12 protein-coding genes are annotated in these 14,094 nt (G+C 51.7%); all 12 read left to right on the plus strand.

Translation table 11 applies throughout. From position 1 onward, the window contains the following. The first annotated feature begins 203 nt into the window (after positions 1-203). On the plus strand, positions 204-623 hold the full coding sequence (locus NK662_RS19755) for a hypothetical protein (protein ID WP_254760680.1): 420 nt from the start codon (positions 204-206) through the stop codon (positions 621-623). Then, the gene (locus tag NK662_RS19760) at positions 611-910 is read left to right on the plus strand and encodes a YxcD family protein (RefSeq protein WP_254760681.1); all 300 of its coding nucleotides are present in this window, start codon (positions 611-613) and stop codon (positions 908-910) included. Before NK662_RS19755 ends, NK662_RS19760 begins: the two co-directional genes overlap by 13 nt. Before the next feature lie 101 nt (positions 911-1,011). Further along, complete coding sequence (locus tag NK662_RS19765) at positions 1,012-1,890, plus strand: alpha/beta hydrolase (protein WP_254760682.1); 879 nt, start codon at positions 1,012-1,014, stop codon at positions 1,888-1,890. A gap of 223 nt (positions 1,891-2,113) precedes the next feature. Beyond that, complete coding sequence (locus NK662_RS19770; protein ID WP_254760683.1) at positions 2,114-3,430, plus strand: aspartate aminotransferase family protein; 1,317 nt, start codon at positions 2,114-2,116, stop codon at positions 3,428-3,430. Between the two features lie 25 nt (positions 3,431-3,455). After that, a complete protein-coding gene (locus tag NK662_RS19775; RefSeq protein WP_368736083.1) occupies positions 3,456-4,124 on the plus strand; it encodes a CoA transferase subunit A in 669 nt (222 codons plus the stop codon). Further along, a complete protein-coding gene (locus NK662_RS19780) occupies positions 4,109-4,771 on the plus strand; it encodes a 3-oxoacid CoA-transferase subunit B (protein WP_254760684.1) in 663 nt (220 codons plus the stop codon). Before NK662_RS19775 ends, NK662_RS19780 begins: the two co-directional genes overlap by 16 nt. An 11-nt stretch (positions 4,772-4,782) precedes the next feature. Continuing rightward, positions 4,783-6,072: a peptidase gene (locus NK662_RS19785; RefSeq protein ID WP_254760685.1), complete on the plus strand. Its 1,290-nt coding sequence runs from the start codon at positions 4,783-4,785 to the stop codon at positions 6,070-6,072. Then, positions 6,059-6,913 (plus strand): putative beta-lysine N-acetyltransferase, encoded by an 855-nt coding sequence (ablB, locus tag NK662_RS19790; RefSeq protein WP_254760686.1) that lies wholly within the window; start codon positions 6,059-6,061, stop codon positions 6,911-6,913. Before NK662_RS19785 ends, ablB begins: the two co-directional genes overlap by 14 nt. A 32-nt stretch (positions 6,914-6,945) precedes the next feature. Next, positions 6,946-8,352: a sigma-54 interaction domain-containing protein gene (locus NK662_RS19795; protein WP_306470935.1), complete on the plus strand. Its 1,407-nt coding sequence runs from the start codon at positions 6,946-6,948 to the stop codon at positions 8,350-8,352. Positions 8,353-8,470: 118 nt separating this feature from the next. After that, positions 8,471-8,923: a hypothetical protein gene (locus NK662_RS19800; RefSeq protein WP_254760688.1), complete on the plus strand. Its 453-nt coding sequence runs from the start codon at positions 8,471-8,473 to the stop codon at positions 8,921-8,923. Between the two features lie 166 nt (positions 8,924-9,089). Then, positions 9,090-11,762 carry a tetratricopeptide repeat protein gene (locus NK662_RS19805; RefSeq protein WP_254760689.1) on the plus strand — a complete coding sequence of 891 codons (2,673 nt, stop codon included), beginning with the start codon at positions 9,090-9,092 and terminating at the stop codon, positions 11,760-11,762. A 130-nt stretch (positions 11,763-11,892) separates the two neighbouring features. Further along, the gene (locus NK662_RS19810) at positions 11,893-14,043 is read left to right on the plus strand and encodes a PAS domain S-box protein (protein WP_254760690.1); all 2,151 of its coding nucleotides are present in this window, start codon (positions 11,893-11,895) and stop codon (positions 14,041-14,043) included. The last annotated feature ends 51 nt before the right edge of the window (positions 14,044-14,094 follow it).

Consider the following 14,094-nt stretch of genomic DNA (forward strand, 5'->3'; position numbering starts at 1 on the left):
CACCATCCATTTGAGTTCTAATGAACCTATCATATGTTGCTCTTCGGAGAAAGTCAATGCGCCGTTGTATGCCGGCAACATTTTTCTTGCTTTTTCAAAATTTAGTTCATATAATAAGTTCAAGAGAACCTACTATTAGATTGGATAGAATGATAGCTTTAGTGGGGACAAATCTATGAACTTACAGTGAAGAGGGGAACAGCATGTTGAAAAAATGGGTGGCTTTTGTCACAGCGCTAACTTTTATGTTTACTGCCTTCAGCTTGGCGGCCGATGTGGATGCGAAAGGATACAAATCAGGGCGCAAGTCTTTCAGTCCAAGCTCTGGCCAGACCGTAAATAAACAGCAGGATTCCACTGTACAGGCAAAGAAGACAGCACCGGAATCAAAGCCTGCGGTGCAGCCGGCTAAGAAAAAAAGCAGTGCCGGCAGCTTCTTTAAAGGCCTTCTGTTGGGCGGCTTGCTGATGGGACTGTTCACCGGCTTCGGCCCGCTGGCGCCAATCTTGGCGTTTGTGTGCAACACCCTGCTTCTCATCGGGATTGTCATGATGGGACGGGCTGTGTACAAGCATTACAAGCACAAAAAGAAGCGGGAGCGTGAAACGGCATGGAGAGCATAAAAATGACAGAGCAGCAAATTGTCAATGCGATTTGCCTATATATAGCTGGCAAGCGGCAGGTTTCGCCGTATGAGGTGGCAGTCGAGCTGATGTATGATGACGAGTATGGCTACTCAGCGGAAGTGTTCGCCGGAGAACGCAGGCAAATTCTCGTGCAGGCAAACATGATGGAGGCGCTGCGTATGTGGATTGATCAAGAATGGGGCAAAGATCCGTTCGCAGCCCGGTTGCAGCTGCATGTGGATGAAGAAGAAGGAATCGTGGCATTTGCCCGTTTTGGCGGATAAGGGAGGAGGAGCGTGTATGCGCTCCTTTTTTTGGTATTTGTCGGCACAACCTTTATAATGAGGAGCAGGAGCACGATTTCAGACAGAGGAGTGGAAGTGTTGTGAAGCGAAAAACCATGACCTTGCTGGCGCTTTTGGCGCTTTGCATCGGCACGGCCGTCTGGATGCTGCGCGGACAGGAAGAAGTGAAATCCGTGAATCAAGCTGTTCACTATGTGAAGCAGGAAGACCTTGCTTACGGCAGGGCATCAGGCAAGCAAAAGCTGGACTTGTACCTGCCGGAGAAGCGGACAGAACGAATGCCTGTGGTCATTCATCTGCACGGTGGCGGCTGGGGCGGCGGCAGCAAGCAGAATGTGTCTGCCAAGCCGGCGTTCTTTACCGGAAACGGGTATGTTTTTATTTCGGCAAACTATAGGCTGCATCCCGATGCCTCCTATGAAGAGATGGTGCAGGACGCGGCAACTGTCATCAAGTGGGTGTATGAAAACGCCGACCAATATGGCATGGACCAGACACGCATCAATATGATGGGGCATTCAGCCGGCGGACATTTGGCCGGACTTCTCGCGGCGAATCCCGTATATCTGCAGCAGGCTGGGCTGCCGGCAGATGCCATTCATTCGCTTGTTGTCCTGGACGGGCCCTTGGACCTTGTGTCCTTTGTGCGGATGCTGCCTACATACAAGGAGGTCTTTGGCGATAAGGAAGCAGATTTGAAGCAGGCATCGCCAATTACGTATTTGCGCAGCAATGCCCAAAGGGCACCGATATTCATTGCCACACGCCGGAAAAATCCGGTCTACCAGCAGCTGGCGGAAACCGCCCAAAAACAAGGAAACGAAATTGACGTATATGATAAGATCGGATCGTTGTCCCACAGTGAGGTAAATACACTTTTAGGAGACAATGCGGCGTCGAGAGAAGCGAAAGAAATGTCAAAAGCGGTGCTGGCCTTCCTGAATCAGCACAACCGCTGAGCAATCTCATCTGGTCTATAGGTTCTGTAGATAAAAAAACGGCATGCGTCATACGCCGTTTTTTATCACATAAACACTTAATTTCACTCACCGTAAATAAATTTTTTGAAAACACAAACTAAAACAAGGAAGAATTTGTTGCTAAAAAAAGGAAGTTTGTACTCCCGAACGAATATAAGCAATATCCTTTACTATACACCTTTTATAGGAAAGGGGAATCCATGTGGCCAGAGAACATCTGATCAAACCGCTCGTCGGCCACTCCTATCCGGTTATATCGCACGGAAAAGGAGTTTATCTCTATGATAAAGCAGGAAAAAGATACATTGATGGCTCATCGGGCGCCATCACAGCCGGAATCGGCCACGGAGTGCCGGAAATCATTGCAGCCATGACAAAACAGGCAGAGCAGGTTGCCTTTGTTTACCGGTCACAGTTCACAAGTGAAGCAGCCGAAAACCTGGCCCGCAAGCTCGCGGATTTGGCGCCAGGCGACATGAATTGGACATTCTTTGTCAACAGCGGTACGGAAGCAACCGAAACAGCCATGAAGCTGGCCATTCAGCATTATCAGGAAAAAGGGAAAAAGGGAAAACAAAAGATTCTTTCGCGTTGGATGAGTTATCATGGCATTACCATCGGGGCGCTCTCCATGTCCGGACACCCGCTTCGCCGGCAGCGTTTCGTGCCGCTGCTCGAGGATTATCCGTCTGTGTCCCCGCCATATTGCTATCGTTGCCCATTTCACTCGTCCTATCCTTCCTGCGGCGTTGCATGCGCCCACGAATTGGAGCGTGTCATTGAAAAAGTCGGTGCGGATCATATCGCGGCCTTTATCGCCGAGCCGATTATCGGGGCGGCTGGTGGAGCCATTACGCCGCCTGACGGGTATTATGAGCAGATCCGCAGCATTTGCGATGCCCATGATATCCTGTTTATTGCCGATGAGGTCATGACAGGCCTGGGGCGCACGGGAGCCATGTTTGCAATGGAGCATTGGGGGGTGCAGCCTGATATTGTGGCACTTGGAAAGGGCATGACGGCCGGCTACACGCCAATGGCAGCGACAATGGCGAGCGACCGGGTGATGGAGCCGATTATTAACGGATCCCGTTCTGTGATGAGCGGGCATACCTTCAGCGCCAACCCGCTTTCAGCAGCCGTTTCACTGGCCGTTTTGGAATACATTGAGAAGCATGGCCTTGTGCAGGAGGCAGCGCAAAAGGGTGCCTACCTGCTGGAGAAGCTTCAGAGTATCCAGCAAAACAGCCATATCATCGCCGATGTGAGAGGCAAAGGGCTGCTGCTTGGCATGGAGCTCTACAGCATTCCATCGGCACGTTTGCTGCAGATCGCTGCCGATAAAGGGCTGCTGCTGTACCCTGCTGTAGCGGGCCGCAGCGGACGCGATGAAACCGCATTGCTGATTGCCCCGCCGCTTACCATTACAAAGGATGAGATGGATGAGCTGCTGGAAATTCTGCAGGAAAGCATTCTGGAATTGGAGGCGGAGTATATTGCGGGCAAACAAGGAAAGTAACAAAGTACGAAATCCATATAGTAAAATAACAGACATACAGCAAATTCAAACCCATTTCCGCAGCGGCATGACACTGATGGTCGGGGGATTCGGGGGAGTCGGGTCTCCCCCTTCCTTATTGCGGGCGCTGCTGGAATCCGGCGCGACGGAGCTTCACCTGATCAGCAACGATACGGGATTTCCCGATATCGGCGTCGGCCGGCTTGTCAGGCAAGGCCGGATCCGCTCCTTGGTCACCTCGCATATTGGCTCCAATCCCTTTGCCGGCAAGCTGATGACAGAGGGGCAACTGCAGGTCGAGTTTTCACCCCAGGGCACATTGGCTGAACGGATTCGTGCAGGCGGTGCCGGCTTGGGCGGCATCCTGCTGGATGTGGGCCTGGACAGCATCATTGACGGCGGCAAGCAGCGGGTGCAGGTGGGCGGCAAGGATTATCTGGTAGAAGAAGCTTTGACGGCTGAAATCAGCCTTGTGTTTGCCAAACAAGCTGATGCCTTTGGCAATCTTGTGTTTGACAAGAGCGCCCGCAATATGAATCCGCTTATGGCCATGGCCGGTGACATAACAATTGTAGAGGCGGAGGAGATTGTCCCGCTTGGCGGGCTGGATCCTGAGGGAATTGCGGTGCCCGGCATCTTTGTTGATTATATCGTACCGTCGAAGGGAGTGGACTGGACATGGGCATGGGAGTAGAAGTGCGGCAGCGCATCGCCAAGCGTGCCGCCCAGGAAATTCAAACTGGCATGATTGTCAACCTTGGAATTGGCATTCCCTCGCTTATCCCAGACTACCTGCCGGCGGATTTGCGGGTTATGTTCCATGCGGAAAACGGAATTTTGGGCATGGGGCCAAGCCCGGCCAAGGGACATGAGGATGAAAACCTCTGCAATGCCGGCGGCTTCCCGGTCACCCTGCTGCAGGGCGGCAGCTATTGCGACAGCGCCCTTGCCTTTGCCATGATCCGTAAGGGGCTGTTGGATTTGACTGTACTGGGAGCATTGCAGGTCAGTGCGGCCGGAGATTTGGCCAATTGGATTGTCCCCGGCAAACGGGTGCCCGGCATCGGCGGAGCCATGGATCTTGCGCAAAAGGCAAAACGCGTCATTGTTGTCATGAATCATACAGATAAAAATGGTAGCCCGAAAATTGTGGAAAACTGTACACTGCCGCTCACCTCAAAGCGGTGCGTCAATCTGATCATCACAGAAATGGGCGTCATGGAAGTCACAGCTGAAGGATTGCTGCTTCAGGAAGTTATGCACCCGTTCACAGCGGAACAGGTGTCGGCTCAGACCGGGGCCAAGCTGCAAATCAGCAGCAGGCTGACCACTATCCTGTAAGGAGGAGAAGCATGGAGGCATACAAGCAAACCATCCGGCAGTATATACGAACCCACGAACGTGAAGCGGTTGCCCTGCTGCAGCGACTGACAGCGGAGCGCAGCGTATCCGGGGCAGAGAAGCGGGCCCAGCAAATTGTCATCGAACAATTACAGGATATGAACCTGGAAGTGGATGTATGGGAGCCGGCACGGGAAGAACTGGAGCACCACCCGTATTTTATCTCAGCCCGGCCGGATTTTCACGGAAGCCCGAATGTTGTCGGTATTCTGCGCGGCGTTGGCGGCGGCCGGTCGATGATTGTAAACGGCCACATTGATGTGGTCCCTGAAGGGGAACGGAAGCAATGGACACAGGATCCGTACGGGGGAAAAGTTGAAAACGGCCGAGTGTATGGACGCGGCACAACTGATATGAAGGGCGGCAATACGGCCCTCCTGCTGGCGCTAGAAGCGATTCGGCACAGTGGGATTTCTCTCAAGGGAGATGTTTATTTTCAAAGTGTAATAGAAGAAGAAAGCGGCGGGGCCGGCACTCTGTCGGCCATTCTGCGCGGCTATAAGGCCGATGGCGTGATCATTCCCGAGCCGACAAATATGAAGCTGTTTGTGAAACAGCAGGGCTCCATGTGGTTCCGGGCGAAGGTGAAGGGACGGGTCGCGCATGGCGGGACACGGTACGAAGGAGTCAGCGCCATTGAAAAAAGCATGCTGGTGCTGGAGCATATCCGGGATCTGGAACAGCTGCGCAACAGCAGGATAATGGACCCGTTATATGCTGGAATTCCCATCCCGATCCCGATCAATGTCGGAACCATACAAGGCGGGACATGGCCTTCCTCTGTAGCTGACCTTGTCATATTGGAAGGACGGTTTGGCGTGGCGCCGCACGAAAGAATGGAAGATGCCCAACAGGAGTTCATGGAGTGGCTGCAAGCTTTATCCCTGCAGGATGAATGGTTTGCCGCACATCCTGTGGAGGTGGAGTGGTTTGGCGCGAGATGGGTCCCAGGCTCTATTGAAGCGGAACATGAGCTTGTACAAATGCTGCGGCGGAATTTCCAACTGGTGGCGGCACAGGAGCCCATTATGGAAGCGGCCCCGTGGGGGACAGACGGCGGTTTATTCACCCAGATTGCGAATATTCCTATGATTGTGTTTGGGCCGGGCGAGACAAAGGTGGCGCACTATCCTGATGAATACATTGAGATTGAAAAGCTGCTGCTGGCGGCTGAGATTATCGCGTGCACCCTGCTGGATTGGTGCGGCGTTCATCTGGAGGAAGAACATGGGGGCAAATAAGTATTATGAGCCGTTGCAGGTACAGGGAAGAGACTTCAGGATGGAAGCTGTGCTGGACCATTTTAATGAAAGAATTCGAGTGGACCTGTACACAGGCAATTTGTCTGCTGTTTTGCAGGAAACAGAGGAACTGGCGGAACGCTATCACTATACGAAACTAATTGTAAAAGCAAGGCATGAGCATTTGTCTGCCTGTCTGCAGCATGGATACACGTTGGAGGCAGTCATTCCGGGATATTTTCAGGGTGGAACCGCCTGCCTTGTCACCAAATACCGGAGTGCCGAGCGGCGGAACAGTATGGTCTGGATGCAGGAGGAAACAATCCTATCTTCTATTCTAGGAAATGATGTGCTGAAGCGGAAGCATGTGCCTGCCGCCTATCGGCTGCGAAAGGCCGGCCATGAGGATGCCCCGCGCTTGGCGGAGCTGTATGGAAAGGTATTTCAGGTGTATCCGACTCCCTTAAACCAGCAAGAGTATGTGTGGGCCACCATGGATGAGGGAACCCTGTATTATGTGTATGAGCAGAACGGCCAAATTGTCAGCGCTGCCTCGGCTGAGGTGGACCCGTTCCAGAGAAATGCGGAGCTGACAAATTGCGCGACGCTTGAGGAGCATCGCGCTTACGGGCTGGTGAAAGAGCTGCTGGTTCAGCTGGAGGAAGACCTGCGCACAGATGGCATCTATTGTGCCTATACCATTGCCAGAGCCCTGTCTTACGGAATGAATGCTGCTTTTCGCCAGCTTGGCTACACGTATACAGGAAGGCTTGTGAATAACTGTTATATTTTCGACAAGCTGGAGGATATGAACGTATGGGCAAAGGACTTATCACAGTAGTTGAATGGGCGGCCAGGAAGGAAGTGGTGGAGATGACGGTGCAGACGCAGGAAATGATAATGGCGATTCTAAATAGTATTGATGAGGCAATTCATGCAGTGGACCACAGCGGGATCACCGTCTTCTATAACGAGGTGGCGGCAGGCTTGGATGGCCTGGCAGTGGCCGATGTTCTCGGAAAGCATGTACTGAAGGCATTCCCCTCGTTGACAGAAGAAACGAGTACGCTGCTGCAGGTACTGCGGACCAGGCGGCCCATTGTCCGAAAAGCACAGCGCTATCAGAATCTGAATGGATTATATATTGATACCATTAATACGACAATCCCCATTATGATTGGCCGGGAGCTTGTCGGTGCAGTAGAGATTGCAAAAAACTATTCAACAGTGAAGCATTTAAGTGAACGGCTGCTGGAGCTGCAGGCACAAATTTCACAAAAGGGGACCACGAAAAAGCGCGGCAGGAGCTATGTGCTGGAGGATATCCTGACAAATGATCCTGTTCTGCTTGAGGTGAAGCGTTATGCGGAAAAAGCAGCGGCCATCCCTTCTCCTGTTCTTGTATATGGAGAAACAGGAACAGGAAAAGAGCTGTTCGTACAAGCGATTCATCATTTGTCTCTGCGCGGCAGGCAGCCGTTTATTGCCCAAAATTGCGCGGCCTTGCCGGAATCCCTGCTGGAAAGCTTATTGTTCGGGACGGCAAAGGGCAGCTATACGGGTGCGGTGGACCGGCCAGGGCTGTTTGAACTGGCTGATGGCGGCACGCTGTTTTTGGATGAACTGAATTCCATGCCGCTTGAACTGCAGGCGAAGCTGCTGCGGGTGCTCGAGGATGGGATTGTCCGGCGCATCGGTGACCAGCGGACGCGGATGGTGGATGTGCGCGTCATCACCGCCATGAATGAAGCGCCGCTGGATTGTGTGTCCAAGGGTATGCTGCGGCCGGATCTATACTATCGTCTTAATGTACTTTCCTTGTACATCCCGCCGTTGCGGGAGCGGCGGGACGATATTGTGCTGTTGACCGACCATTTTATGGAGCTGTTCAACAGGCAGCTGCAGAAGCAGGTTCACATGGTCGAGGCAAATGTCAGGAAGCTGCTGCATGACTATAACTGGCCAGGCAATGTACGGGAGCTTCGTCATACGATTGAGCATGCCATGATTATGGCAGATGGCCCTGTGCTGTTGATCGAGCATTTGCCGCTGCCTCTGCGGCAGCAAAACACGTATACCCCATCTGCTGCGCTGCAGCCGTTGCGTATAGCCTTGCAGGAGACGGAAAGAAGGATAATACAAGACGCGCTGCTGCAAACGGGCGGCAATGTACAGCAGGCAGCAGCCATATTGGATATTCCGAGGCAGACGCTGCAATACAAAATACAGAAGCATCATATACACGAGCATCTTTCCGGGCGGAAATACATAGAAACATAATCTGGAAACATGATATAATAGTAGAAGAAATATGTGGGCATCAATGTCTCCAAAACGAAACGGCGCGGCGATGATTACCCGCGCTTTTTGTTTAGGGGCAAGGAGGCGGTTATTTTTGATGAGCATGCTGTTGCTTATCATCTTGGGTTTGTTTGTGATTGGCTGCGGAATGTTTGTATTGGCCAGGCAGAAGGAATCAGCCAACCCGGCGGGAGGGGAAACGGATATGACGATGAAAAGCCTGTATTATTATCTCGTTTTATTTGCCACGTTAATGATGTCAATCGGCGGGTCTGTCGGTGTATTTATGTCTGCCGCAGATTATGTGTCTCCGCGTCCGTATTATGAATCCTTTGAGCAGTACAAACTCAACACCGGGGAACGGGCAGTGAAAGAAGGGGGAGCCGTGTCTCAGGAAGAACTGCGCCAATCCTACGATGCCATGGTGAAGGCTGAAATACAGAGAACAAAGGACGGCGCCATTAATGGCATTATCAAGTCCCTCGGATGGATTATCATTCCGCTGCCAATTTTTATCTATTTTCAAAAGCAAGTGCGGCGTAAAGACTGAATGAGGGGCAGCCGCTCTGGTCATCAGAGCGGCTGCTGCAAGCAGATTTTTAATTTCATATACTAAAAAACAACACCCATCCATTCTTGCAAAATCTTATTTGATTCTACGGCAGCCGCTGTATTAGAATGGAAATTAACAAGTATCCGGATAGTGAGTGAGAGAGATGGAATATGAGCAGAGGTTGATAGATAAGACCTATTACACAGGTATGCTGGGAACAGCGGCATTGCCGCCGGGACAGCAGTTGGGGGCGATGGCTGCCACTTGCAATGCGGAGGAACTGCCTTACATTCGATTTGCGCAGGGAGAATTATATTTTAGCTTTGGAGATTACGAGGCTGCGATTTACAAATGGGAGCAGGTTCAAAATCATCTTCGACCATGGGCGCAAAAAAATATGGGCGATGCTTATATGGAGCTGGAGCTGCTGAGAGATGCCGAACAGATGTATCAGTCCATTCAAACAAAGTCGGAAGCGTTGGCTATCGAGATTGCTCTGCAATTGTTTGAACTGTACACACAGCAGGACCGCACAGCAGATGCGTTTCAAGTGATAGAACAGGCAGTGCGGCTTTCTCCCGATTATCCCGGACTGACTGCGTTGGCCCGCCACTTCTATGAACAGCAGGAGGATTGGCACCGGGCTGTGCTGCTGGCGGTGGACGAGCTTGTAAGAACGGAGCAGGAGCTTTGGGTACAGGCGCTGCAGCAATATGCCCGCAGCAAATATACATTGAGCTGGAAACCGGCGATGTTTGCAGAGGCTTTGGCCGCTGCGTACCGGAGCAATGCCGTTTTGTTTCAGGACTTGACAGCTGCCCTTTGGGATGGATATAGGAATAGTTCGTTTTACAAGGCGTGGCTGCAAACCATTCAGGATGTGCTGTATTCCGCGGAGGTGCGCGCCTGCAGAGACTGGACAACTCTGCTTCCACTGTTTGAGCAGACCTTTGATGAGCTGTTAACAGGGCTATGCACAGTGCAAGAGTTAAAGCCGCTGGTGCCGGTCTATTTAGAGAACTGGCTGTTTGCCGCACGGCAGACTTCCTGCCTGCATCGGGCGGCAGCTGCTGTAGTTGCCTGGTCGGAGCTGTTTCCGTTCACGCTTCCCGCCAAGCTGATGGAAGCTGCGCAGCAGCTGTTGCGGGAAGATGCTGATGCGGGCGAAGCAGTGCTGTTGGAACAGGTTTTCTGCATTCTTCAGCAAATTCAGGACTGGGCGGATCGAAATCAGTTCTCCGCCAAAGCAGGTTTGCGGTGGCAATTGCATTATCTGCAAAAACAGGAGCTGCATATAGCGTTGGCAGGCGAAGCGAGCTGGTCGGCCCTGCAGGAGCTGCTGGGGCACCGGCTGACAGCGGACATGCTGTCGCACTGTACTACTGTATGTACAGAGCATGACCATACCCGAATCCAGCTAATTGAGCCTGACGCCATACGGGATATTTCTGCAGCAGAGCTATTGGAGGTGCCCGGCCATGCGCTGGTGGAAATGACGATGCCGAGCCGTTTTCTTCAGCAGCACAATCTCTCTATTATCGCTTCTTCCAACTGGTGGCAGGAAGAGGAGAAATGGAACAGCTGCCTTTCCTTGGCGGATTGTGTTCTATTCCCGATTGATGCGGCTGCAGGAGTAAGCAGAGAGACAGCTGCAAGCCTCCGCTACATTTGTACGTATGCCGGACTGCCGGTGCTGGTGCTTCTGTACGGCACAGCAGCTGTAACAGAGGATGAGCTGGCAAGGCAACTGCAGCTTATACAGACGATCGTGCCGGAGGAGCTGTTGTGCATGCAAGAGTCCCGCGATTTGAAGCGGCAAATCGGCGAGGCGGCGGATCGGCTGCAGCCGGACAACCGGCAGGTGCGCAGCCGCAGCTTATTGCCGGTTGTCCGAAAAACCTTATATGCACTGGCAGAAGAGCTGCGGGAACGCGAAAGGATGATGAATGCCAGCATTAAAACAAACGGCGATTTGCTTCTGAGCATGGGGGAAATGGAGAATGAGCTGGCTGTGTGCGAGCGCGGACAGCTGCAGGCATTGCGCGCTTCGCTCGAGCAAATCCGCGATGCTGTCAAACGTGATGCCAAGAAGCGCCTCCCTGCTCTTTTGCGCGGCTGCGCCAATCTTCTGCAGCCGGACAGTGATTTCCGCAGCGTTCACATGATGCTGAATGAAGCGATGAATGAACGGGTACAGCTCTACATCACGCAGACAGCCGCAGGCAAACTGCAGATGCAGATGCAGAACTGGATTGAAGAGCAGCGCCAGCGCATGAGAGAGCAGACAAGCATATTAAGAGGGCTGCGAAAAACCATTCAAAATCTTTGCGGAGAAGATTGTCTCAATCTGGAAACCTATATCGGCATTTTCAGCAGGTGGGAGCAGGAGGCTTCCCGTTTGCCCTATGAGGTGCAGGCAGAGCATATAAACATTTTGCTGCGCTCGACGCCTGGACAGCTGTTGTTAAAGGGCGCCGGAAAGCTCTTGGGAGGCCGGCAGGGAAATGCGCTGCTGTACAGCCAATACAAGAAATACATTGAAGGCGAGGATTATGAAGCTGTTGTCGAGCAGGCCATTGCCGCGCTGCTGCAGCCGTTTGAGCAGTTTGCCCGAATGGCGGAAGAGCAGCTGGAGCAATATTTCCGTGATCCTATCGGGGTGCTCAAGCGCATGAACGAGGAAACCCATCTCCGACTGCAGGAAAGCCGCCAAGCATATGGAGACATGAAGGCAAAACCGGAACTGTACGAAGAGCCCCTGCTGCTGTTTGAAGTACGGCTGCGCCAATATGAAATGCTTTGCAATTCTTATCGAAGCCGGATGCAAGCGCAGTAGAGGGGATGACCGAAAAAGAAGGTGTTTCTTTATATAGGGGAAACACCTTCTTTTTTCTGTTTGCATTTCCTCTTCTTCCCTAAAAATGAATTTTCTATTACAATTATGACATACAGCTGATTGAAAGAAGGTGCATAGCTTGAAGGAAATTGTCAACCCGGTGTTTATTTTCGTGGCCATTATTTTGACGATCATGGCTTCTTATACAACAGCCGACTTGTTCACCCTTCTGCGCTCTACTGAGCAAAATAAAAGGTTTCTTTTTTGGGGAAGCGTCCTTTCCATGACGATGGGAATCTGGATTATGAGCTTTTTGGGATTGTTGGCCATCGACATGAATGAACTGCAATCTTATCATTTTCCCATCCTTGTTCTGGCTTTTCTGACAGGGCTTTGCTTCACTGCTCTTGCCTTTCGGATGATGAGCCGGCAGGCAAGCACGAGACAGACGAAAGCGGCAGCAAGCGTGCTGTTGATGGTGGCAGTATTATGTATTCATATTATCAGCATACATGGCATGTATCAGCATATAGCCTATCAGTGGCCCATTATAGCGGTTGCCGCACTGATTCTTTGCGTCGCCTTCTTTTTTGCTTTCTGGTTGTTGTGTGCCAACCATGGGCTGCAGGCATGGACGAAGCCGGTCAGCACACTGGTTATGACTGCAGCAATCATACAGAATCACTTTCTTTTGATGAGGGCTTCCTCCTTCAGTGACATAGCAGTCCATGCCGGGGCCGAGGCGGCGCACGAAGTATTTATTATGTATTTGCTGTTGGGGATTTCCGTTGTGCTTCTTGCCGGATTGATTGGCTCGAGCGCCTTCATCAGCAAGCGCCTGGCAGCGAGTGATTCCTATGCCAAGGATATTACCGCAGCCTTGGATGAATCCAGCATCGTGGCCATTACAGACCCCAAAGGCACCATTACGTATGTGAATGATAAGTTTGTGGAAATTTCCGGGTACAATGAGGAAGAGCTGATTGGCCGCAATCACAACATCTTAAATTCTAAATATCATTCAAAAGAGTTTTTCCGCCAGATGTGGCGAACCATCGGGAGCGGCAGGATATGGAAGGGAGAAATCCGCAACCGCGCGAAGGACGGCACCTACTATTGGGTCGATACCACGATTGTGCCGTTCTTAGATCGTACAGGAAGGCCCTACCAGTATGTATCCATCCGCACAGACGTGACAAAGCGGAAGCAGGCGGAGGAGGAGCTTCGGGCAGCGCTGAGGGAAATGAGCGACATCAAATTTGCCATCGACCAATCCTCCATCGTCGCCTTTACGGATACACAGGGGACCATCACCGCCGTAAACGATACATTTTGCCAAATTTCTAAGTATACACGTGAGGAACTCATCGGCCAAAATCACAGCATTCTGAACTCCGGCTACCACCCAAAGGAATTTTTCCGCCAGATGTGGCGAACCATCGGGAGCGGCAAGGTATGGAAGGGAGAAATCCGCAACCGCGCGAAAGACGGCACCCACTATTGGGTGGATACTACGATTGTGCCGTTTCTGGATGAGAGCGGCAAGCCCTACCAGTACCTGGCCATCCGCAACGATATCACGGAGCGGAAGGAAGCAGAAGAACAGCTGCGGCGTCAGGATAAGCTGGCGGCTGTGGGACAAATGGCGGCGGGCATTGCCCATGAAATCCGCAATCCGCTCACTTCCATGAAAGGATATGCGGAATTTCTGCAGCTGGATGAGACAAATCCTGAACGGCAGGAATATTTGAATATTATTTTGGATGAGGCGGACCGGATCAATTCAATTGTGGAAGAGTTCCTCGTGCTGGCGAAGCCGAAAATTGTACAGCTGCGCGAGCAAAATGTTGTTCCGATTATTGGAAATGTAGTGTCACTGCTGGAATTCGAAGCCAGAAAGAGGCAGGTTCGCCTTCACTTTGACCACAATTGTGATGTCATTCAGGTGGAATGTGATGAAGACAGGCTGAAGCAAGTGTTCCTGAATTTGATCAAGAACGGCATTGAGGCGATGCCGAATGGCGGCGACCTGTATGTGAGAATGATGGATGTCGGGCAGCAGGTGCAGATTTCGGTTCAGGATACAGGAGTAGGCATTCCAGAGGAGAAGCTGAACCAAATTGGCGAACCGTTTTTCACGACAAAGAAGAACGGCAATGGGCTTGGCTTGATGGTCAGTTTTAAAATCATCGAAAGCCATCATGGCAAAATTTATATTGAAAGTGAAGTGGATAAGGGAACGACCTTCAATGTGGTGCTTCCAGTAAAGGCCGCTTCCTAGAGCAAAACGGGTGCACAAGCGTGTGCCCGTTTTGCTCTAGCTGCTTGTTTT

It is taken from the genome of Ectobacillus ponti, from assembly GCF_024294785.1.
GTDB classification, from domain to species: Bacteria; Bacillota; Bacilli; order Bacillales; family Bacillaceae_G; genus Ectobacillus; species Ectobacillus ponti.

Bases quoted from the DNA above. Each gene is read 5' to 3' on its own strand.
- ablB (WP_254760686.1), top strand. From the start codon at position 6,059: ATGGGGGCAAATAAGTATTATGAGCCGTTGCAGGTACAGGGAAGAGAC.
- NK662_RS19805 (WP_254760689.1), top strand. From the start codon at position 9,090: ATGGAATATGAGCAGAGGTTGATAGATAAGACCTATTACACAGGTATG.
- NK662_RS19760 (WP_254760681.1), top strand. From the start codon at position 611: ATGGAGAGCATAAAAATGACAGAGCAGCAAATTGTCAATGCGATTTGC.
- NK662_RS19800 (WP_254760688.1), top strand. From the start codon at position 8,471: ATGAGCATGCTGTTGCTTATCATCTTGGGTTTGTTTGTGATTGGCTGC.
- NK662_RS19755 (WP_254760680.1), top strand. From the start codon at position 204: ATGTTGAAAAAATGGGTGGCTTTTGTCACAGCGCTAACTTTTATGTTT.
- NK662_RS19795 (WP_306470935.1), top strand. From the start codon at position 6,946: ATGACGGTGCAGACGCAGGAAATGATAATGGCGATTCTAAATAGTATT.
- NK662_RS19785 (WP_254760685.1), top strand. From the start codon at position 4,783: ATGGAGGCATACAAGCAAACCATCCGGCAGTATATACGAACCCACGAA.
- NK662_RS19780 (WP_254760684.1), top strand. From the start codon at position 4,109: ATGGGCATGGGAGTAGAAGTGCGGCAGCGCATCGCCAAGCGTGCCGCC.